Source organism: Microbacterium sp. (assembly GCF_047607465.1).
Taxonomy (GTDB): domain Bacteria; phylum Actinomycetota; class Actinomycetes; order Actinomycetales; family Microbacteriaceae; genus Microbacterium.
This window is the reverse complement of sequence record NZ_JASGCY010000027.1, coordinates 1-20,576: the sequence shown is the minus strand read 5'-3', so window position 1 is coordinate 20,576 and position 20,576 is coordinate 1. Positions and strand designations below refer to the sequence as shown.

Sequence of the window (20,576 nt, the reverse complement as noted above, 5' to 3'; positions counted from 1 at the left end):
TACGCGTTGCGGGACCGGTTCTGGGTCTGGCTCGACTCGACGACCTGACGCCGCGCTCCCGAGTTCTCCCCGGCGCGAGGGTGAGGCGTTCGCCGGGTGATGTTCCCGGCGAACGCCTCCAGCCGTGCGCCGCACCGTGCGGGGTGCGGCCGCCCGCTGCTAGGGGATGGTCTCTCGGCGGCGGCGGGCCAGCACGAGCACCGCTCCGAGGAGCGCTGCGGTCATCGCGGCCAGCAGCGCACCCCAGGCGAGCTCGCCGCCGGTCGTGGCCAGCGGCGGCACGACCTCGGTGACCGTCTCATCCGATGGGCCCGCATCGTCTGCCGGATACAGGGCCGTGAGGGTGGCCACGTTGCGCAGGGTGCGGTCGCCATCAGGATGCTCTTCCACCCGCACCGTGTACGACACGGTCGCGGACTCGCCCACCGCAAGCACGCCGTACCAGCTCAGGCTCGCACCCTGCACGCTCACCGTCCCACGGTCAGCGACCGGCTCCCCGACGAGCGCCGCGTCATCGAGCACGTCCAGCAGATCGTCGAAGAAGCTCGCCGGAGCGTCGGCCGTCGTGTCCCCCTTGCCCGTGTTGGTCACCCGCACCGTGTACGTGACCTCGCCGCCGTAGACGACCACGGACGCGGATGCCGTCTTCTCGATCGCCAGCCTCGGCGACGCGATCTCGCTCGACACCTCCGAGGTACTCGTCACTGCCCCGCCGACACCCGACTCGACCGTCGCGCTGTTGCCCACGGTCGCCTCCAACCCGGCATCACCGTCCGGCAGCGTCACCCGAACCGTGACATCGAAGACATGCCGCGACTGACCCGCCAGCACCGCACCCTGGGGCACGAGGACCGTGTGCGAGACACCATCCCACTCGTCATCGACCGCGGGACCGCCCTCTCGCGCCGCGGCACTGTCGACGACGACCTCCGACCCCTCGGGCACGCTCAGCTCATCACGCAGCCCGTAGCTGACCGGGTTGTCGGCGTCGTTGGAGACGACGATGTGGTAGCTCACCAGCCAGCTGCCATCGCTCTGCCGCACCGGGACACCATCGACCGTCTTCACGACACCCGGGTCCGAGATCCGGGCGCATGCCGCCGCATCCGAGACCTGCCCGCCCGCATCCACACTGACGGTGTTGCGCAGACCCGTGCCGCTCTCGCCCGCGTCGAGCGTGCAATCCGCCGCCGCATCGGATGCCGACAGCGAACCGGTGTCCGCGACGACACTCACCTCATAGGTGTGCGCGCCACCGGCCGGGAGAAGCACCGACTCCGCGAGTGTCGTCTCAGCCGCACCGTTCCACGACCCCTCGACCGCATCCTGCACTCCCGCTGGCTCAGCGGTCACCGTGGGAGCGCCAACGGCCTCGACACCGTCGCCGAACTCGAACGAGTCGCTGAGGTCGTAACGCACGGCCGACTCGCCGGAGGGGTTCGACACCGTGACCTGGTAGACGACCTTCCACGTGCCATCCGCCTGCTGGCTGAGCCCCGTCACCTCTTTGGCGACACCGGGGGCGGCGACATCGGGAATCTCCGCGCACGCCGTCGCCGGCGTCGAACGGGATCCGACATGAACGACCGCCTCATTGACCAGACCGCCGCTGTCGCAGGTGCGCTCGTCGACCGGCGTGCCCACCGGCGCCGTGAAACGCACCGTCACCTGGAACACATGCGTGGTCGGCGAAGCCGAATCCTCGGCCTTCCCGATCACGCCCTCAGCGAGCTCCGTGTCGGTGACACCATCGAAGCCCGGGTTCGCGGCGACGCCACCGGTCGATGTCACATCGACAGCCTGCACCTCCACACCCGCGGGGAAGTCGAAGGCGTCGGTGACACGGTACGGCACCTCGTCCGCCGTGACGGAATGGTTGACGACGCGCACGTCGTACACGACCGTCCACTCGCCGGTTGCCGGATCCTGCACCGGAACCCCGACCGCCTGCTTCACAATGCTCGGATCCGTGAACGACTCGCACGCCGACGCCGTCCGCGTCACCGCGCCCGTGGTCACCGTGGCGACGTTGCGGAAGCCGGTTCCGCTCTCGCCCGCATCGAGGCGGCAGTCTGTCGCCTCCGAATCGGCCGCGACAGCGTCAGGGTCGACCGCGATCACCACGGTGAAGCTGTGCGTCGCACCCGGCGCGAGCGAGACCTGCTCGACGATGCTCTTCTGTGCGACACCATCCCAGTCGTTTCTCACCGTGACGTCGGTGGAGGTCACGACCGCGCTGGAGATCACCGCACCCTCCGCGAACGCCGGCGCGTCGTCCAACGAATACGACGTCGCCGCCATCGCGCTCGGGTTCGTGACGGTGATGAGGTACTCCACAGTCCACACCCCCGTGACCGGGTCGATCACCGAACGCACCACGCTCTTCGTCAGCGCAGGAACCGGATCGGCGATCGCCGCAGCACACGCCTCCGCGGTCCCCGACACCACGTCACTCGAACCCTGACGCAGCGTCACCGCGTTGCGGTAACCACCACCGGGCGAGCAGATGAGGTCCACAGGATCAAGCGCATCATCCGCGGGGATCGACGTGGTGAGCGTCACCGTGAACACCCGCGTCCCAGGGACACCCGCCACCGCGGCGGGAACCCGATCGACACCCGACAGCAGCGCCGTGTGCGTGTCGCCATCGAACTCGGCATCGAGCACCGCACCATCAGGGCCCGCGACCGTGACATCCGCGACAACCGCACCCGTCGGCACGTCGAAGACATCATCGAGCGAGTACGCGAGCTCCGTGGCGCTCTCATTCGACACCGTGATCGTATACGGCACGCTCCACGTGCCATCATCAAGCTGCGTCGCAGTACCGGCGACCTTCGTCACCGTCGGCTTCACCGGCGAAACACACGCCTCTGCGGTGACCGCGGCGAGCCCGGGCTGGGTGAGCGTCGCCTGGTTCGCGAAACCGCCCACCACCCCGTCATCGCACAACGCCGCTGGAGTCCCCGCAACCGCGGCGCTGTCCGCGACGACCGTCACGGCGAAACTGTGCGTGCCGTCCGCGGGGATCACCGCGTCGTCCACGATCACACCACTGCCATCCCACGCCTGCGGGGACACCCCTGCCGGTGCCGAGGTCACCTCAGCGCTGACCACCGTGATGCCCGCACCGAAGCCGAGATCATCGGACAGGTCATACGTGGCGGACTCGGTGTGGCTGAGGTTCGTCACATCGATCGCATAGACGACCGTCCACGTGCCGTCATCGTTCTGCGTGAACGAGGTGACCCGCTTCGCGACCCCTGCCGCAAAAGACGTGCTCGTCGACGCGCACGCCACGCCCTCGGCGGTGAACCCGCTGACCAGACACGCTCCGCCGGCATCCTCCGCCGCATAAGCAGTGTTGAGGAGCACCCGGTCACCGCCGGCGCCCTCGCCGACAGTCACCCGGTAGGTGATCCGGACCGTCTCGCCCACGGCGAGCGGACCCGACCAACGCAGCACATCGCCAGTGGGGTCGGCGACCGACGACGACGAACCCGCCCGCGACACCGTCGCAGAACCCGCGACGAAGCTCGCATCATCGAGAACGGCCGAGAGGTCATCCGCTACCTCCGCGGGAACACCCGACGTGTAATCGGCCGTGCCGTCGTTGTGGAGTTCGATCGTGTACTCGATGGCCTCCCCCGCACGCACGCCCGAGGCCGATGCATCGCTCGACTTCGTGATCGCCACACGCCGAAGCCCATCCGTGTCCGTGTCCTCGTCGCTCAACGTGACCGACGAATCACCAGGATCGGGAGCGGTGACCTTCGCGGTGTTCACGACGTCATCAGTCGCGGTGCTGAGAACCCGCACCGTCACCGTGCGCGTGACGCTCGATGCGGCAGGAGGATCGACAGCCTCGCCGTCGCTGTTGGCGACACCGGCGGGCGCGAGGGCGGCCGCAGGCCACGTCACCACCCCGGCGTCAAAAACACCACCATCGGATGCCGACACGAACTCGACCCCCGCAGGAAGCTCATCCGTGATCACCGCATCCGCGATGCTCTCCGCGACGATCTCCGACGACGCGGTGAGCGCATAGGTGTATGTGTCGCCCACGCTGACCGCCGAACGACCATCCGTCTTGACGATCTGGACTCCGCCCGCGGCAACGACCTGCATGCACGAGGAGGCGTCGTTGTTGGTGAGATCGGGGTCGTAGGTGTCGCTGGCTGCGAGACCGTCGACGCACACCTGGGTCGCCTCTTCCGAGAGCGCCACGGGCAGGTCGAGGGGCGACTGCTCATCGATCGCGATCTCACGTGACGCACCCTGCGCGTCGACGGCGTCGCACTTGAGAGTGACAGGACCGGTGAGCGGTGCCGCACCGGCATCCGACTCGCAGCTCCAGCCGGCCGGCGCGAGTCCGGTCACGGTGAGACCTGCGGGGATCGTGAGGGTGACCGATCCGCCGCGCGAGACCGACCCGCCGTGGTTCGTGACGGTGAAGGGCACCACACCGGGGCGATCTACCTGCAGCGGCAGACGGTCGGGCACGGTGAGCTCGAGGTCGGCTTCGCCGACCTGCGCGCACACCGGGGCAGGCTCGGATGCCAGCAGCTGGTCGACCTTGTACGCGACGGAGTTGCACGCCAGGGAGTCGGCGACGGCGTTCGCACCGACCTTGGTCTCGAACTCAACGCTCACGCTGGCACCGGCAGCGAGCGCCTGCCCGTAGGCGATGCGCATCGCCTTCGCGCCGGTCGCCGACGCAGTCCAGTCGCCCGTGCCCCCTGTGGCGACCTCGGTGCGTACCGGGTTGGTTGACGCCGAATACGTCACGGTGAGCCCGGGGGAGGTCGATGTCACCTGCTGCAGCGTCTCATCGAAGGTCGAGCCGCGCGGGGTGGTCGAGCGCGTCATCGTGTCTCCGGAGTACGGCAGCACATCGTAGGCGACGAGGTTGGTCAGGGCACGGTTTCCTGTGTTCGTAATCGTGACTCGGTACTTGATCGCATCGGAGATCGGCGACACCGGCACGATGATCGACGAATCGCCCACCCACCGGCATCCGTCGGCGGACGAGGCATCAGGCAGGCAGATCTCCTTGATCATGGTCGCCGCATCGGAGCCTGAGACGGTGACGGCACGGGAGGACGTGGATACCCACTCCGTCGTGACAGCATCACCATCGACGTCGAGCGTGTCTCGCGCCGCGCCGCCGAATGTCGTGTTGGTGCTGTCGAGCACATCGTTACGGCGATCGGAGATCCAGAAGTTGGCGGTGTTCGAACCGATCGGCGCCGCGGAGGTCGGCGATGCGACGACTTGTAGCTGTGGCAGCGTCGCGTTCTCGCCGAAGTGCGTGCCGGCCGGCCACTGCGCGAGCACCACCTGCCGCTGCGCGCCACTGGCATCGGTGACCGTGCGATAGGTGTAGGTGACACCAGCCGGTACCGTGCCGATCATCGTGGCCGAGTTCGGCTGGATCGTCCAGCCGACCGGAGCGATGAACATGTACTGCGGCTCGAGAGTGTCGGGAATGCTCGTATCGAAGTTGCTCGTCGAGCCGCCGACGGTGAAGGTGACGAGACTGCCGGGGATGGCGTTTCCGCCGGTCTGCCCATTCGTCACGACGACGGGCGCCGTCGTGAAGGCCGAGGTGACGACCATCTTCGGTTTGTTTGGCTGCGCGACCGTCGGCCGCGGAATGAGGGTGACGCTTCGGCTGACCGTCACCTCGAAGTCGCCGGTGAGCGAGGGCTCGCTCGGGTACGCGATCGCGACCGTCGCCGTGTTCAGGTGCGGGCCGCTGGGCGAGGCCCCGTTGGGGACGTCGAAGTAGTACTTGGTGTTGAAGGTCGTATATCCCGTGTCTGTGGGCCTGACGCGCCCAGCAGCGACCTGCCCGCTGGTGATCTTCGAGCTCACGAAGCGGCAATTCGGGTAGCTGAGTCCCAAGCTTTGGATCGTCAGCGAGGTGGTGACAGCCGTACCGCTGACGGGCGTGTCGGTGCCACACCGGTAGCTGTATTCGATCGTGGGAGTGCCTGTGCCACCCGAGGTGGTGATCTGGCGCACTGGCATGTCGGGGAAGTCGAGGTTGGGTTCGGTAATCGTGATGACACCGGCAACGTTGCCCTGGTTGTACCCGTCCACCGACCAGTACTTCTGGTTCGCTGTGAAAGGAACGATAGCTGCGCCGGGGGTGCACGCCCGGTACCCATCCCAGCCGCTGGCAGGGCAGGTCTGCCCAGCCAGATCGGGGTTGATCCAGATCTGCCTCTGTGACCCCGACGTCGAATCGGATGCCACGTCCTTCCCCGCAGCAAGCTTGCCGAACGGATCCCAGCACGCGATCGTGTTGCTCGCCGACCCGCTCGCAGACTTCTTGGTGCGATTGATGTCGAGGTAGGTCGCGTCGACCGTGGCGGTATTCACGGTCGTGACTTCGAAGTTGCAGCCATTCGCATCCGCCTCAGCGATCTTGCTCACCGGATAGGTGACGCTGAATACACGATTGTTGTAACAGTTGGCTGCGTTGAACTGTCCCAACTGCTGACCGGTCGAGCCCCACCCGCCCACCGCGCACCAACCAGGGGAGGCTTCGGAGTTCTGCGTCCAGACGATGCTGTGGGTTGCAGCGTCATACACGCCGCCGTACGTCGCGCTGCCCGCAACATACTCGGCCTTCGGATCCAACGGAACCGTGACCGTGTGGTTACCAGCGCCTTGAAGCTGAGCGTTGCTGTAGATGTTTCCGCTGGACTTGTAGAACGAGCCGTCGCTCATGCGCACGCTGTAGGTGTACTGCGTGTTCGGCTTGAGGGTGCCGCTCGGACCGACAATCGCGATGCCGGGGTTCGGCACGGTGCTCTTCCAGGTGACGGCGTTCGCGGATGCTGTGACCGGCGCCACCGCTGTGTCGGAGCTGATGGTCGCGGACTGTTGGATCTGGAAGCCGGAGGGATACAGCTGACCCGCCGTCGGTGCCGCCGTCACCCGTCCCTGCGCGTAGTACTCCAGCGTGAAGCTGCCTGTGTCTCCGGGGTTCAGGGTGCCGAGGCTGATGAGGCGGCCGGAGACCTCGGTGCCCGAGACCGACCCCCCGTTCGTCGGCGGAGTCCACGTGGAATACGCCAGCAGGTAAGGGTTCACGGTTTTGCCGCTGCCGGTGCCTTGCACCCCGGTGAGCGAGATGCCATAGGGGTTGGGCTGTGCGGGGCTCATCTGAATCTTCGTGTTCTCACACACGGCGACCTCGCACGTGTACTGCACGCGGTACCCCACCCAGGCATTGGTCGCGCCCACCACGCCGAGCTCGGTGATCGGCTGACCCGTTGTCAGGTCGATCGCCTGGATGCTCACGGTCAGCTGGCCGTTACCGGCCGCCTGTGCGGCGATCGGCGTCATCAGCGATGCGGCGAGCGCCGCAGCGACCAGCACCGCCGCCGCGCTCATGAGACGACGCATCCGGACGAATGCGCCCGCTCGCGAAAAACCAGCCATGTCTATTCTACTCTCCCTCGGGGGGCGCGACCGTGTTCGCCCCCCCCCCCCCCCGAGCGCGCACACGACTGCGAGCGCGCTTTGATGCTGAATATACCGGTTCGTCGGCATGCGACAAGATACGATTCGCCATCGATGACGGGGGACGCGCACAGGTGCCCGCCGGCTGCGCGGGCTGATCGAGCCAGCAGGGCCGGGGGTAGCGGGAGCGGAGAGCCAGATTCTCGATACGGCGCTTTCGCATGATGAAATGAGTGCGACCGTGGGAGGTGGCAATGGCCGAGAGCAGGACCCCGAAGAGCGGCGGATCCGGCGTCCAGTCGGTCGAGCGGGTGTTCGAACTCCTCGAGCTGATGACGGATGCCGGCGGCGATGTCGCGCTGAGCGAGCTCGCAGCATCCACCGACCTCCCCCTGCCCACGATCCACCGCCTGCTGCGCACGCTCGTCTCGCTGGGCTGCGCCCGCCAGCTGCCGAACCGCCGCTATGCGCTGGGGCCGAAGCTCATCCGCATCGGCGAGGGCGCGCAGAAGCAGTTCGGCGCCCTCGCCCGCCCGAAACTCAAGGAACTCGTCGACGCGCTCGGGGAGAGCGCGAACATGGCGGTGCTCGACGGCGACATGGTCGTCTATGTCGCCCAGGTCCCCTCGCAGCACTCGATGCGCATGTTCACCGAGGTCGGACGCCGCGCCCACCTGCACGACACCGGCGTCGGCAAGGCGATCCTCGCGCAGCTTCCCGACGAGACCGTGCGCGGCATCGTCGCGCGCACCGGGATGCCCACCCCCACCGCGCACAGCATCGGCACCGTCGACGCGCTCCTCGCCGAGCTCGACGTGATCCGCGAGCGCGGCTACGCCGTCGACGACCAGGAGCAGGAGATCGGCGTGCGCTGCTTCTCGATGGCGGTGCCGGATGCCCCCACCCCGACCGCCGTGTCGGTGTCGGGTCCGATCTCGCGCGTGGACGAGGCCTTCGGCCAGCGCGCCGTGCCGCTGCTGCACCGTGCCGTCGAGGCGATCGTCGGAGAGCTCACCGGCTGAGGCCCGTCGCTGAGGCCCGCCGACCCGCGTCTGTCACTGAGGCCCGCCGACCCGCGTCTGTCGCGCTGCTCGAACCCGCACGCGCTACTGGTTTCCACACTCGCGCTGCTCTTCTCTGCATGCGCTGTCGCCCGCACATGTTCGTCGCGCTGCTCACTCCCGCACGCGCTGCCGTTTTCCGCACTCGCGCTGCTGTTTCCTGCACGCGCTGCCGAAATTTCAACAGCGCGTGCAGGAAACAGCAGCGCGACACGAGCACGGAGGGAAACAGCAGCGCGACAGGTGGGAAAGAGTAGCGCGACGCGAACGCGACAGGTGGGAAACAGCAGCGCGACACAAACACGGCAGGAAACAGCAGCGCGACACGAACGCAATAGGAAACAGCAGCGCGACAAAACCCGGATCGCCCAAGGCTGGGGAGGGTTCAGCTTCCTCGTGCGCAACGAGTGCCCGACCCTCCGGCCGGAGTGTCAAGGGCTCCGGCTCTCACACGCCGAGTTCTGCGCGCAGGCGCGCGACGTGCCCCTTCGCGTCGACGCCGTACTCCGCCCGCCGCACCACGCCTGCGCCGTCGAGCACGAAAGTGGAGCGGATCACGCCGTCGAAGGTACGGTCGCCGACGGTCTTCTCGCCCCAGGCCCCCCAGGCCTTCGCGACGGCCGCGTCGGAGTCAGCCAGCAGCGGGAAGGTGAGCGCCTCGGCATCCGCGAAGGCACGGATCTCGTCGACGGTGTCGGGCGAGACGCCGAGCACGGCGTAGCCGGCGGCGTTCAGCGCCGAGAGGCTGTCGCGGAAGTCGCACGCCTCGGTCGTGCAGCCCGGCGTCGCCGCCTTCGGGTAGAAGTAGACGACGACGTCCTTGCCCGCGTAATCGGCGAGAGAGGTCGTGTTGCCGTCGGCGTCCGCGAGGACGAACGCAGGGGCGGTGTCACCGATGTCGAGCTTTGCCATGATTCTCCTTTTTCCCTGTCACTGCTCGTCCGTGACGCCGAATGCGTCGAAGCCGGCGAGGAACTCGTGTGCCCAGAGTACGTCGGAGCGCGTCGGGCTGAACACCTCGTCGACCGCCCTTCCGTTCTCCCGGACCAGATCCCTGCAGTCCGAAACGCCTACCCGCTCAGGTGCTCGGCGTCCAGATCTCGCGCACCGCGTCGAGAACGGCGTCCGCCACCGCGCGTTTCGACCCGGAGGCCGAGGCGACGACGGCCCCCTCCGCGCCGATCACGACCGCCGCGTTCTCGCCCTGCTCGAACCCCCGCTGCCAGCCGACCTCGTTCACGACGAGGAGGTCGACACCCTTACGCCGCTGCTTGCGTCGCGCGCGCTCGAGGAGCTCGGCCTCATCGCCCTCGACCTCCGGTGTCTCGGCCGCGAACCCGACGATCACCTGCCCCTCGCGCCGAGCCCGCACGAGTCCCGCCACGATGTCGGGGTTCTCGACGAGTTCGATCGCGGGAATCCCGCCCGCCTCCTTCGTGAGCTTCCGCTCCGCGCGCACGGCCGGGCGGAAATCGGCCACGGCCGCCGCCATCACGATCACCTCGGCTGCGGCTGCGGCATCCGTCATCGCCCTCTCGAGATCGGCGGCGGATCCCGCGTACTCGACGCGGATAGACGGATGCTGCGCTGCGGCCAGCACGTCGGCGCCGATGTTCGCGGCGACGAGGGTCACCTCGGCGCCGCGATCGGCGGCCGCCGCGGCGAGCGCCACACCCTGCCGCCCGCTCGAGCGGTTGCCGAGGAAGCGCACCGGATCGAGCGGCTCGCGCGTGCCGCCCGCCGAGATCGCGATGCGCATGCCGGCGAGGTCGCGCGGCACCAGCAGCGCAAGGGCGGCCTCGGCGATCTCCTCCGGCTCCAGCATCCGCCCCGGTCCGCTGTCGCCGCCGGCGAGCTCGCCCGTGGCGGGGCCCGCGATGCGGACGCCGCGGGAGCGGAGCGTCTCGATGTTCGCCCGGGTGGCGGCGTGACGCCACATCTCGGCGTGCATCGCCGGGGCGATGAGCACGGGAGCCTCGGTGGCCAGGAGCGTGGTGCCGACGAGGTTGTCGGCGATGCCGGCGGCCATCTTCGCGATGGTGTTCGCGGTCGCCGGCGCCACGACGACGAGATCGGCGTTCTGCCCGAGCGCGACGTGGCGCACCCTCGCGACGTCGTCGTGCACGCTCGTGGTGACGGGGTTGCGGCTGATCGCCTCCCAGGTGGGCAGGCCGACGAAGCGCAGCGCGTCGTCGGTCGGGACGACGGTGACGTCATGACCGGCCTTGATGAGCAGCCGGACCAGCTGCACGGACTTGTACGCGGCGATTCCGCCGGTGACGGCGACGACGATGTTCACACCTTCGATTCTGCCCCAGTCCGCACCTGCGGGCTCCTCCCCTCAGGGAAGTCCACGGCGGCATACGCCTCGGCGTGACCGAGCCGACCTGCTCCCTACGCCGCCGGCTCCTCGTCCACGCACGAGAACCGTGCCCGGTACGCGGTCGGCGCCATGCCGAGCACGCGGGCGAAGTTCTGGCGCAGCACCGCGGCCGAGCCGAACCCGCACTCTGCGGCGATGTGCTCCAGCGGCAGGTCGGTGCGCTCCAGCATCCGCTGCGCGTGCAGGATGCGCTGCCGCCCGAGCCAGGCCGCCGGCGTCGCCCCGAAGTCGGCCTTGAAGCGCCGCGCGAAGGTACGCGGCGACATGAGCGCTCTGGCGGCGAGCTGCTCGACGCCGATGTCGTCGCGCAGGTTCTCGATCGCCCAGTCGGCGACGGCGGAGAGCGAATCGGATGCCGCGGGCGGAATGGGCCGGTCGATGAACTGCGCCTGGCCCCCGTCGCGCTGCGGAGGCACGACCATGCGGCGGGCGATGCGGTTGGTGAGCTCGGCGCCGATCTCCTGCCGGAGCAGGTGCAGGCAGGCGTCGATACCGGCCGCGGTGCCGGCACTGGTGATGATGCGCCCGTCCTGCACGAAGAGCACGTCGGGGTCGACGGACACCTCGGGGTACATCGCCGCCATGCGGTCGGCGTACATCCAGTGCGTGGTGGCACGGCGCCCGTCGAGCACCCCGGCCGCCGCGAGGATGAACGACCCGCTGCACACGCTCAGCACCCAGGCGCCGCGCGCCGCGGCGTGACGGGCGAGGTCCATCAGTCGCGGATCGATGCGCTCCCAGTACTCGTGCGGAATCGGGCAGAAGACGACGAGGTCGGCCTCATAGGCGAAGGCCAGGTCGTTGTCGACGTTCAGCGAGAAACCCATCTTCGACGACACGACGCCCACCTCGGGGGCGACCACGCGGAAGTCGAAGTTCGGCACCCCGTCGTTCGAGCGATCGAGTCCGAAGGCCTCGCAGGCCACCCCGAACTCGAACGGGGCGAATCCGTCCTGGACCACACAGGCCACGGTCTTCATGCTCGACTCCTCGAATGGCAGGGTTCCTACGCTCATAGTCATTTCAGCCACTCGTGGCAGTTGGACTCTGAACGTAGCGTTTCTGACATGATACTCCTCATCCTCCTCGCCGCCCTCAGCCTCTGGGGCATCGTGGCCACCGTCCGCGCATGGCGCAACGACGGCTACCGCGCCGTGCCGACCGACTGGGCCCGCGTCACTCCGGCATCCGCTGACGACGATCGGTGACTACGCTCGAAGCATGAGCGAGCCCCAGCATCCGCCTGTCCCGCCGCCGTGGCAGGCGACCCCCGCCGCCCCGTCATACCCCGCCGCACCCGGCTACCCGGCCGCCCCGGGCCCGCAGGCGGCGCGCCCCGCAGGTGGACCGGCGCTCACCGCACTGATCCTCGCGCTCGTGGGCCTCGTCCTCGGCTGGACGACGAGCTTCTTCTACTCGAGCTTCATCGGGGCGTTCGGCGGCGGCGCCTACTCGCTCCTCAACGGCGGCGTGACCTTCCTCGTGCTGGCGCTCTCCGCCACTGCGCTCATCCTCGCCCTCGTCTCGATCCGCCGGCCCGGCCCTCGGGTCATCGCCGGCATCGCCATCGGCATCGCCGCCACGCAGCTTCTCGGCAACTTCGTGGGGTGGCTGAGCAACCTCTTCTACCTGCTCGCCTACTGACGGGAGTCCTCGTGAGCGATCCGCAGCACCCCTCCGCCCAGCCCTACGGGACTCCTCCGCAGCCGACGCCGGGCTCTCCCGCCCCCTGGGCCGCGCCGGCACCGGCACCCACCAACCCGCTCGGGCGCACCGCGTCCATCGTGGCCACTGTCGTGGTCGGGCTCGCCCTGCTCTCGCAACTGATCTTCCCGCTGCTCATCATGAGCCGCGCGTACGACGTCGCCGACACGGTGTCGCTGGGGTTCGGCGTGATCGTGCTGCTCGGCAGCATCGTCGCGGTGGTGCTCAGCATCCTCGCGCTGCAGCGTCCCGCACCGCACCTCCTCGCCGCGATCGCGCTCGGCGCAGCAGGATCGTCGCTCGTCGGCTCCCTCTTCAGGTTCGCGCTGACCCTCTGGCCGTTCTAGCGGCTCGCGGCGAGCACGCGCTCGTACACCTCGATCATCGCCGCCGTCCGCGACGATTGCAGGAACGCCTCGGCCGTCGACGCCGACGGCACGGGCGCGACGCCTGCGGCGATGTCGGATGCCGCCCGCCGCAGCGTCTCGGCGAGAGCGGCGATGCGCTGCGACTCCAGGGTCCTGCCCCGGGTCCCTGAGTCTGCCGCAGTGCCCACAGCCCACAGCCCCCCGCCGAGCTCGGCGGCGATGTCGGGGTCGCTGATCACCGAGGGCGTGCCGAGCGTCGCCGCCTCGAACGGCGTCATCCCCTGCGTCTCGAAGCCGATCGAGGTCTGCACGAGCGCGTCGGCATCCGCGATCCGCGCGAGGGTGTCGGCATAGCCGAGCCTGCCGGCGAAGCGCACACCGGCGACGCCCGCCACGATCTTCTCGGCCGCCGCGCGCTGCGCGCCCCCGCCGATGATCTCCAGCTCCGCGTCGACACCGGACGCGACCCAGGCCTCCAGGAACGGCAGCAGCCGCTTCTCGGGGCTCATCCGCCCGAGCCACACGAACCGCGGCCGCCGGCCGGAACGGCCGGCTCCGGCATCCCGTCGGTCGAGCGTCGCCTGACGCAGGTCGTCGTCGATGCCGTTCCAGATCACGTCGACGTGCGCGAACACGCCGTGCTCTTCGAGGCGGCGGGCGAAGTGCGCCGACGGCGCGGTGACGGCGGATGCTCCGGCGGCGAGGCCCCGCAGGAACGCCCAGCCGTCGCTGCCCGCGCCGGATCCGGGCAGCGCACGACGGCGCCAGGCGTTGAGCACCCCGAGCACGGGACCGGCGAAGGGCGTAACCGCGCGGATGCCGACATCGACGCGGTTGTGCATGGTGTGCACGACGGGGATGCCGTGCCGCCGCGCATACCGATGCCCGATGAACGCGCCCCAGAAGTCGGCCTGCACGTGAACGAGGTCGACGGGCGGGCGATGGGTCATCGCGCGGTCGACGAAACGGTCGGTCGTACGCCCGGGCCAGCTCATCGAGTACTCGCGGTCGGCCGTGATCGGCATCGAGGGGAGATCGACGGACGCTTCGCCAGGCTCTGCGTTCGCGCCCGCAGGGCGCCCGTGCATCCGGGGGGCGACGACGGTGACGGTGTGGCCTGCCCGTTCGAGGAACTCCCGCTGCAGGCGCATCGAGACCTGCGCGCCGCCGAGCGAGTCGAGGTGCTGATCGCCGAAGAAGACGATGTGCATGCTCACTCGGGCAGCGGCTCGTCGCGGTACAGTGCCTCGAAGGTGTCGAGAGTGCGGTTGATGTCGTGGATCACGACCCCGTCGAGAGAGGCGCGCTGCATCCGCTCGTACTCCTCCTGCGACGCGGTGAGGACGTCGGTGAGCCGCGCGGCGAGCGCGTCGGCGTCGCCGGGCGGGAAGAGGTAGCCGTTCTCGCCGTCGTGCACGAGGTGCGGGAGAGCCACGGCATCGGCGGCGACGACGGGCAGCGCCGACGCCATCGCCTCCATCGTCGCGATCGACTGCAGTTCGGCGATCGACGCGATCGCGAACACCGAGGCGCGCGAGAGGAGGGCGCGCAGCTCCTGGTCGGTCGTGCGCCCGTGGAAGGTCACGCGGTCGGCGAGGCCGAGCTTCGCCGTGAGGTTCTCGAGGTTCTTGCGCTGATCGCCGCCGCCCACGATGTCGATGGTCGCATCCAGCGCGGGGTCGAGCTTCGTCATCGCCTTGAGGATCACCTCGATCTGCTTCTCGGCGGTGAGCCGGCCGACGAAGACGATGCGGTTCTTCTCACGCGGACCGATCACCGGGGTGTACTGCGAAGCGTCGATGCCGCAGCTGATCGGTATCACGCCCTTCACGTCGACGGTCTTCTCCAGGAAGTCGGCGGCGCGCCGGGTGGGAGTGGTCACCGCGCGCGTCATCGCGAAGGTGCGCTTGGCGTCGGCCCAGGCGAAGCCCAGGATCAGGTTGTCGATGAAATCCGGCAGCATCGAGTGGTCGAGGATGTTCTCGGCCATCACGTGGTTCGTGGCGACCACCGGAATGCCGCGCTCGCGCGCGATGCGGGCGAGGCCCCGCCCGATCACGATGTGCGACTGGATGTGCACGATGTCGGGCTGGACCCGGTCGAGCACCTGGCGCGCGTAGTGCTTCGCGCGCCACGGCCACACGAAGCGGATCCAGTCGTGAGCGACCCAGCGCACCGAAGGCAGCCGGTGCAGGGTCATCGGCTCCCCCTCGATGACCTCGGTGCGCGCCGGCGAGCGGCGATAGGCGTCGTTCGGGGCGACGACGTGGATGTCGTGCCCGCGCTGCACGAGGCCGGCGGCGAGTCGCTCGGCGAAGCGCGCGGCCCCGTTGATGTGGGGCGCGAAGGTGTCGCAGCCGATGAGGATGCGAAGGGGACGCTGGTCGGTCGAGTCGGATGCGGGAGAAGACATGCTGCCTTTTGGGTTTCGACGGCCACGGAGCGCCCGGTTCGGGCGGTGGCCACTCTACCCGAGACCCCTGATTCCGCGGCTCAGGCGTACCGGCATCCGCCGCCCTTGGCCGGATCGCTCAGCAACCGGGGCACCGTCACGGCGTACCGTGGAGTCATGCGTCTGACAGCATCCGCCGATCCCGCCCTGTGGATCCCCGTGACCGACTCGCTCGGATTCAGAGGACGCCGCCATCGCAAAGCGGCGATCCGGATGCTGCTGGGCACGGCGAACCGCGCGCTGGGGCGCACCGAGCGGCCCGGCTCGAAGTTCGGGGCGTGGGCGATGAGCCAGGCAGCGCCCCTGCTGATGAAGCGCGCGGACGGCCGGGTGCTCGTGTGGACCTGGAAGGCCGAGCCCGAGCTCGTCGTGGCGATGGCGACGGCCCAGGCGCTCACCCCCGAGGTGCGCATCGCGCGCGCGTCGATGCCGATGGACTACGACGACACCGAGTCGTTCCGCAGCCGCTGGCTGGGCGTCGGCGAGAAGCTCGTGGCGCCGACGCTGTCGGAGACCCCGTTCACGACCTACACGTGGGACACCGGCACCCACCTCGTCACGCTCACCGCGGTGTGCGGCGACCGCGAGCGTTTCGGCACGCTCGACGAGATCGCCGGCGGCGAGTCCCCGGAGGTGCTGCGGCTGCCGCCCGCGTGACGGGTGCGCCGCCGATGCCCTACTGCTGACCGGTGTAGAAGCCGAAGGTGGCGTCGGCCGCCCTGGCGGCATCGGCGGGGTCCGCACCCGCGGCGACGTGCGCGGCCGCCCATCCGTCGGCCGCGGCGCGGCTGAACGCCTTGCCCTCGTCCGAAAGCTGCCACGCCTCGGCATCCGCCGGCGAGATCGAGCCCTCCAGAGCGCCGAGGTGCAGGGCGAGCCCGAGCAGCCCCTGATCCCAGCCGACGCCGGTCGCGCCGGGACCGAACATCTCCCACATGCCCGGCGGGACGTCGGCCGTGTGCGCGGTGTGCTCGAGCTCGAAGCGGGTGCGATCGTCGCCGAGCGCGCTCAGGCGCACGGTGAGCCAGGTCACCCCGCCGCCGTACTCCCAGGTGACGCCGTACGACGCGGCGCCGTCCGACGGAGCCTGGCACGAGAGCACCTCGCCGCCCGCGTTGCCCTCGAACTGGTATCTGCCGCCGACCCGGAGGTCGCCGGAGACCGGCAGGAACCAGCGCGCGATGCGGTCGGCCGTCGTCACCGCCTCCCAGACGTCGTCGATACCCGACGGATACTCCTGGCTGATCGTCTGGACGTACGAGGGCGCGCCGTCGACGTCCTCCTCGCGCAGGCCCCGCTGCACCGCGTCGATCTGCGTGCGGATGTCCACCATGGTCATTCCTCTCCTCTGCCGGAGCCGTGCCGCTCCGGGTCGTTGTCTGCTGCACGCCTGCGCTCATGGCGCCCACGGGCGAGCTCGGTGTCGAGCGCGGCGAGCGGCCCCCGCCAGAACCGCTCGAAGGGGGTCAGCCACTCGCCGGCCTCCCGGACGCCGCGCGGGTCGACGGCGTAGATCCGGCGAGTCCCCGCCGCTGTCGCGGTCGCGAAACCCTGTTCGCGGAGCACCCGCAGATGCTGCGATACCGCCGGCTGGCTGATGCCGAACTCGGCCTGGATCTGCGTGCCGATCTCTCCCGCCGAGAGCTCCCCCGACGACAGCATCTCGAGGATGCGCCGGCGGACCGGGTCTCCGAGAACGTCGAGTGCGTGCATGTCTTCTATGTTTGCATTGGCGATTATATAAGTCAAGACCGAAGTAATGATGCTGCCGGCCGCGTTCGGCGAGCCAGACGTCTGGCTGCGTCGCGCGTCGCAGCGGGGCATCGACACCCCGCTCCGGTCGCGATCCGTGCTGCTTCCCGCATCCGCCCGTCGTTCCGGTCGCGATCTGTGCCGCTTCCCGCCGCGTGAAGCGGCACCAACTGCGACCGGAACCACACGCGCCACCGCCTGAACGGCACGAACCGCGACTGGAACGGGCGGCACATGCGGGCCAGCCACCGGAGACCAGCCACCAGCGAACCCGCCACCCGCGAACCGCCCGCCGCGGTCAGCGCGCGATGCGGAGCGTGCGCACCTCGAACGGATGCAGCGCGAGGCTGACGCCGCGGCGCGGGGCGTCGAGCTCGTCCTCGATGAGCGACACCTCCCGCACCTCGCGGTGCTCGAACCCGACGAGCAGCGTTCCCGCCGCGCGCCGCCCGAGCGCCTCGTAAACCCGCACGATCACGTCACCCGAGCCGTCGGCGGCGAGTTTCACGGCCGACACGATGATGCCGTCGCCGTCGATCGTCACGAGCGGCTCGACCTCCCGCGCGCCTCGCACGAGCGTCGGCGTCGAGTTCATGCGGATGCCTTCGGCGGTCGCGACCCGGGCATCCGCTCCGATCACGAGACCGACCTCGATCTCGTGATGTCCGTGGTCCGTGTCAGGATCAGGGAAGCGGGGCGCGCGCAGCAGCGACAGCCGCACCGTCGTCGTCACGTCGTCGCCGTCGACGTCGCGCGATGTGTCGTACCCGTAGATCGAGTCGTTCACGAGCGCGACGCCGAAATCGGGCTCGCGCACGAGCACGAAGCGGTGCATCGAGGTCTCGAACTTCGCCGCCTCCCAGCTCGTGTTCGTGTGCGTCACGCGCGCCTGGTAGCCGAACTGCGTCTCGGCCTCGGTGTGCGTCGCACGGATGTCGAGCGGGAAGGCGAGCTTGAGCAGCTTCTCGGTCTCGTTCCAGTCGATCTCGTTGCGCAGCACCACGGTGCGCGACCCCGGACGCAGGATGATCGTCTGCTCGATCGTCGACTGCGAGAACGACCGGCGCACGCTGACGACGGCGGTGCCGTCGACGACGGATGCTGAGACGCTGTCTACTGCCGTGAGATCGGTGACGTTGTTGCGGTAGTACCTGTCGATGTCCCAGGCGTCCCACATGTTGGGGAAGTCCTGATGCAGCTGGAAAAGGTTCGCCGCGCGCCCCGCCGCGATCGCCTCACGCCCCGTGGCCTTGTCGACGGCAGAGACGATCAGCCCGTCGGCCGAGATCAGCACCGAGACGAGGTCGTTCTCCAGGCGGTGCCCGCCGTCCTCCTCGGTGAGCGCGACAGCGGCAGCCGGAACGGGATCCACCACGGGCGCGCCAGCGCCGGTGACCGGGTCGAAGACCAGCATCCGCTCCCCGGAGCCCGCGAGCGAACGACGCGCCGCATCCGACAGCTCCCGCGCCGTATCGAGCACGTCGGACAGCGCCTCGACGGCCTCCCGATGCACCCACGCGATCGAGGTGCCGGGCAGGATGTCGTGGAACTCGTGCAGCAGCACGACCTCCCAGAGCCGGTCGAGGGCCTCAGCCGGGTACGCGGCGCCGGTGCGCACGGCATCCGTCGCCGCCCACAACTCGGCCTCGACGAGCGCGTGCTCCGCCCAGCGGTGCAGCGCCTTCGTCGCGTGCTGGCTGGTGAGCGTGCCGCGGTGCAGTTCGAGGTAGAGCTCGCCGACCCACACCGCCGGGTTCGGCAGCTCGGCGCGCGCCGCTTCGAAGAAGGCATCCGGATGCTGCCATTCGACCCGCGCGCTGCCCTCGAGATCGCGCAGGCGCGCAGCCCTGCCCGTCATCTCGCGGGTCGTTCCTCCGCCGCCGTCACCCCAGCCGACCGGCGCGATCGAGCGCGAGGCCACCCGGTTCTCCTTGAACTGACGCGCGGCCTTCGCGACCTCGGCGCCGCTGAGCTGCGCGTTGTAGGTGTCCATCGGCGGGAAGTGCGTGAACACCCGCGAGCCGTCGATGCCCTCCCAGAGGAACGTGTGATGCGGAAAGACGTTCTGCTGGTTCCACGAGATCTTCTGCGTGAAGAACCACTCGAACCCGGCCCGGCGCATGAGCTGCGGCAGCGCCGGCGAGTACCCGAAGCTGTCGGGCAGCCACACGCCCTTCGAGCGGATGCCGAACTCGCGTTCGAAGAATCGCTGCCCGTACAGGAACTGGCGCACGAGCGACTCGCCGGACGGCATCACCGTGTCGGATTCGACCCACATACCGCCCAGCGGCAGGAAGCGGCCGTCGGCGACCGCCGCCTTGACGCGCTCGTGCACTTCCGGACGGTGCTCCTTGAGCCAGGCGTACTGCTGGGCGCTCGACATGCCATAACGGAACTCCGGATGCTCGTCGATGAGCGCTGTCATCGACGAGGCCGTGCGGGCGACCTTGCGGATCGTCTCGCGCACGGGCCACAGCCAGGCGGAGTCGATGTGCGCGTGGCCGATCGCCGCGATGCGGTGAGCGCTCACCTCGGCGGGAGCGGCGAGGACGCCGGCGAGCCTCTCACGGGAGTCGGATGCCGTCGCGGCGATGCGCTGCAGATCGAGGGCGTCCAGGGCGTCGTCCAGCGCCTGCAGGATGCGCATGCGCCGAGGCGAGGTCGGCGGGAGCTCCGCCTGCAGCTCGAAGAGCACCTCGAGATCGAGGGCGAGCTCGAACACTTCGGCTTCGAACACGGCGAGGTCGATGCGCCGGGTGCGGTAGAGCGGCTCGGGCGAGGAGGTGCGGATGTCGCCCTCCTGGGTGGGGAGGAAGGGGTGGTGGCCCAGGATCACCGGATTGGCTGCGGCCTCGAGGTAGAGCTCGACGGGCTCATCGCCCCGGGCCGTCTCGGCGATCGGCACCCATTGGCCCCGCGGATTGACGCTCTTCACCGGCGTGCCGTCTGCACGGTAGACGAGCGCCTCGCACTGGAACCCGGGCATGCTGATGTCGAAGCCGAGGTCGATGACGGCCTCGACCCGGCGGCCGGCCCACTCGGCGGGGACCCGCCCGGTGAGCCGGAACCAGGTGGTCGACCACGCGGGACCCCACGGCGCCGGCACCTGTGCCGCAGAGAAGTCGAGCGCGAGAGCATCTGCAGGGGCGATCGGCTCGCCCGGCAGCTCGGCGAGCTCGACCGTCAGCGGCATGGACGCGGAGTGGATGGCCGGGCGGACGCGTTCAGCGAGCACCCGCGCGACGCGGCCGAGCGTGAGTGAGGTGTCATCGTGCACGATTGCTCACGTTACTTGAATAACCACGTTTGCACACTCCCCGCCCCCCGCGCGTTCCGGTCGCGAACCCGGCTCGATCTCGCGCGGAATTCGAGCCGGGTTC

Annotated in this window: 14 protein-coding genes; 5 read left to right on the top strand and 9 right to left on the bottom strand. The window is 69.4% G+C overall.

What is annotated here, in order from left to right; all coding sequences use genetic code 11:
- Nucleotides 1-159: 159 nt before the first annotated feature.
- On the bottom strand, nt 160-7,455 hold the full coding sequence (locus QM568_RS02870; RefSeq protein WP_415135618.1) for a hypothetical protein: 7,296 nt from the start codon (nt 7,453-7,455) through the stop codon (nt 160-162).
- A gap of 275 nt (nt 7,456-7,730) precedes the next feature.
- On the opposite strand from QM568_RS02870, the gene QM568_RS02865 reads away from it, so the two are divergent.
- Nucleotides 7,731-8,498, top strand: a complete 768-nt coding sequence (locus tag QM568_RS02865; protein WP_415135616.1) for an IclR family transcriptional regulator — start codon at nt 7,731-7,733, stop codon at nt 8,496-8,498.
- 486 nt (nt 8,499-8,984) lie between these two features.
- Here QM568_RS02865 and bcp read toward each other — a convergent pair whose 3' ends face one another.
- The 3 genes from bcp to QM568_RS02850 form a co-directional block, all read right to left on the bottom strand.
- A complete protein-coding gene (gene bcp, locus QM568_RS02860; protein WP_415135614.1) occupies nt 8,985-9,449 on the bottom strand; it encodes a thioredoxin-dependent thiol peroxidase in 465 nt (154 codons plus the stop codon).
- Between the two features lie 166 nt (nt 9,450-9,615).
- Entirely contained in the window at nt 9,616-10,836 is a 1,221-nt protein-coding gene (gene coaBC / locus QM568_RS02855) for a bifunctional phosphopantothenoylcysteine decarboxylase/phosphopantothenate--cysteine ligase CoaBC (protein ID WP_415135612.1), read from the bottom strand.
- Nucleotides 10,837-10,931: 95 nt separating this feature from the next.
- Nucleotides 10,932-11,900 (bottom strand): GlxA family transcriptional regulator, encoded by a 969-nt coding sequence (locus tag QM568_RS02850; RefSeq protein ID WP_415135610.1) that lies wholly within the window; start codon nt 11,898-11,900, stop codon nt 10,932-10,934.
- 87 nt (nt 11,901-11,987) lie between these two features.
- Between QM568_RS02850 and QM568_RS02845 the strand changes: the two genes are divergently transcribed.
- From QM568_RS02845 to QM568_RS02835, 3 genes are read left to right on the top strand one after another with little or no spacing between them, the layout of a single operon-like run.
- Nucleotides 11,988-12,128, top strand: coding sequence for a hypothetical protein (locus QM568_RS02845; RefSeq protein WP_415135608.1), 141 nt, complete (start codon nt 11,988-11,990; stop codon nt 12,126-12,128).
- A 13-nt stretch (nt 12,129-12,141) separates the two neighbouring features.
- Entirely contained in the window at nt 12,142-12,564 is a 423-nt protein-coding gene (locus tag QM568_RS02840; RefSeq protein WP_415135606.1) for a hypothetical protein, read from the top strand.
- An 11-nt stretch (nt 12,565-12,575) separates the two neighbouring features.
- The gene (locus QM568_RS02835; RefSeq protein WP_415135604.1) at nt 12,576-12,971 is read left to right on the top strand and encodes a hypothetical protein; all 396 of its coding nucleotides are present in this window, start codon (nt 12,576-12,578) and stop codon (nt 12,969-12,971) included.
- Here QM568_RS02835 and QM568_RS02830 read toward each other — a convergent pair.
- The gene (locus QM568_RS02830; protein WP_415135624.1) at nt 12,968-14,203 is read right to left on the bottom strand and encodes a glycosyltransferase family 4 protein; all 1,236 of its coding nucleotides are present in this window, start codon (nt 14,201-14,203) and stop codon (nt 12,968-12,970) included. The genes QM568_RS02835 and QM568_RS02830 overlap by 4 nt on opposite strands.
- Before the next feature lie 2 nt (nt 14,204-14,205).
- On the bottom strand, nt 14,206-15,405 hold the full coding sequence (locus QM568_RS02825; RefSeq protein ID WP_415135602.1) for a glycosyltransferase: 1,200 nt from the start codon (nt 15,403-15,405) through the stop codon (nt 14,206-14,208).
- Nucleotides 15,406-15,561: 156 nt separating this feature from the next.
- Here QM568_RS02825 and QM568_RS02820 point away from each other — a divergent pair, with 156 nt between their 5' ends.
- Nucleotides 15,562-16,101, top strand: a complete 540-nt coding sequence (locus QM568_RS02820) for a hypothetical protein (RefSeq protein ID WP_415135622.1) — start codon at nt 15,562-15,564, stop codon at nt 16,099-16,101.
- A gap of 19 nt (nt 16,102-16,120) precedes the next feature.
- Here QM568_RS02820 and QM568_RS02815 read toward each other — a convergent pair whose 3' ends face one another.
- The 3 genes from QM568_RS02815 to QM568_RS02805 form a co-directional block, all read right to left on the bottom strand.
- On the bottom strand, nt 16,121-16,777 hold the full coding sequence (locus QM568_RS02815) for an SRPBCC domain-containing protein (protein ID WP_415135620.1): 657 nt from the start codon (nt 16,775-16,777) through the stop codon (nt 16,121-16,123).
- Between the two features lie 2 nt (nt 16,778-16,779).
- Entirely contained in the window at nt 16,780-17,157 is a 378-nt protein-coding gene (locus QM568_RS02810; protein ID WP_415135600.1) for an ArsR/SmtB family transcription factor, read from the bottom strand.
- A gap of 337 nt (nt 17,158-17,494) precedes the next feature.
- The gene (locus QM568_RS02805; protein ID WP_415135598.1) at nt 17,495-20,473 is read right to left on the bottom strand and encodes an alpha-mannosidase; all 2,979 of its coding nucleotides are present in this window, start codon (nt 20,471-20,473) and stop codon (nt 17,495-17,497) included.
- Between the last annotated feature and the right edge of the window lie 103 nt (nt 20,474-20,576).

Coding starts and splice junctions, on each gene's coding strand:
- QM568_RS02870 (WP_415135618.1), bottom strand. CDS start 7,455: ATGGCTGGTTTTTCGCGAGCGGGCGCATTCGTCCGGATGCGTCGTCTC.
- QM568_RS02865 (WP_415135616.1), top strand. CDS start 7,731: ATGGCCGAGAGCAGGACCCCGAAGAGCGGCGGATCCGGCGTCCAGTCG.
- bcp (WP_415135614.1), bottom strand. CDS start 9,449: ATGGCAAAGCTCGACATCGGTGACACCGCCCCTGCGTTCGTCCTCGCG.
- QM568_RS02850 (WP_415135610.1), bottom strand. CDS start 11,900: ATGAAGACCGTGGCCTGTGTGGTCCAGGACGGATTCGCCCCGTTCGAG.
- QM568_RS02845 (WP_415135608.1), top strand. CDS start 11,988: ATGATACTCCTCATCCTCCTCGCCGCCCTCAGCCTCTGGGGCATCGTG.
- QM568_RS02840 (WP_415135606.1), top strand. CDS start 12,142: ATGAGCGAGCCCCAGCATCCGCCTGTCCCGCCGCCGTGGCAGGCGACC.
- QM568_RS02830 (WP_415135624.1), bottom strand. CDS start 14,203: ATGCACATCGTCTTCTTCGGCGATCAGCACCTCGACTCGCTCGGCGGC.
- QM568_RS02825 (WP_415135602.1), bottom strand. CDS start 15,405: ATGTCTTCTCCCGCATCCGACTCGACCGACCAGCGTCCCCTTCGCATC.
- QM568_RS02820 (WP_415135622.1), top strand. CDS start 15,562: ATGCGTCTGACAGCATCCGCCGATCCCGCCCTGTGGATCCCCGTGACC.
- QM568_RS02815 (WP_415135620.1), bottom strand. CDS start 16,777: ATGGTGGACATCCGCACGCAGATCGACGCGGTGCAGCGGGGCCTGCGC.
- QM568_RS02810 (WP_415135600.1), bottom strand. CDS start 17,157: ATGCACGCACTCGACGTTCTCGGAGACCCGGTCCGCCGGCGCATCCTC.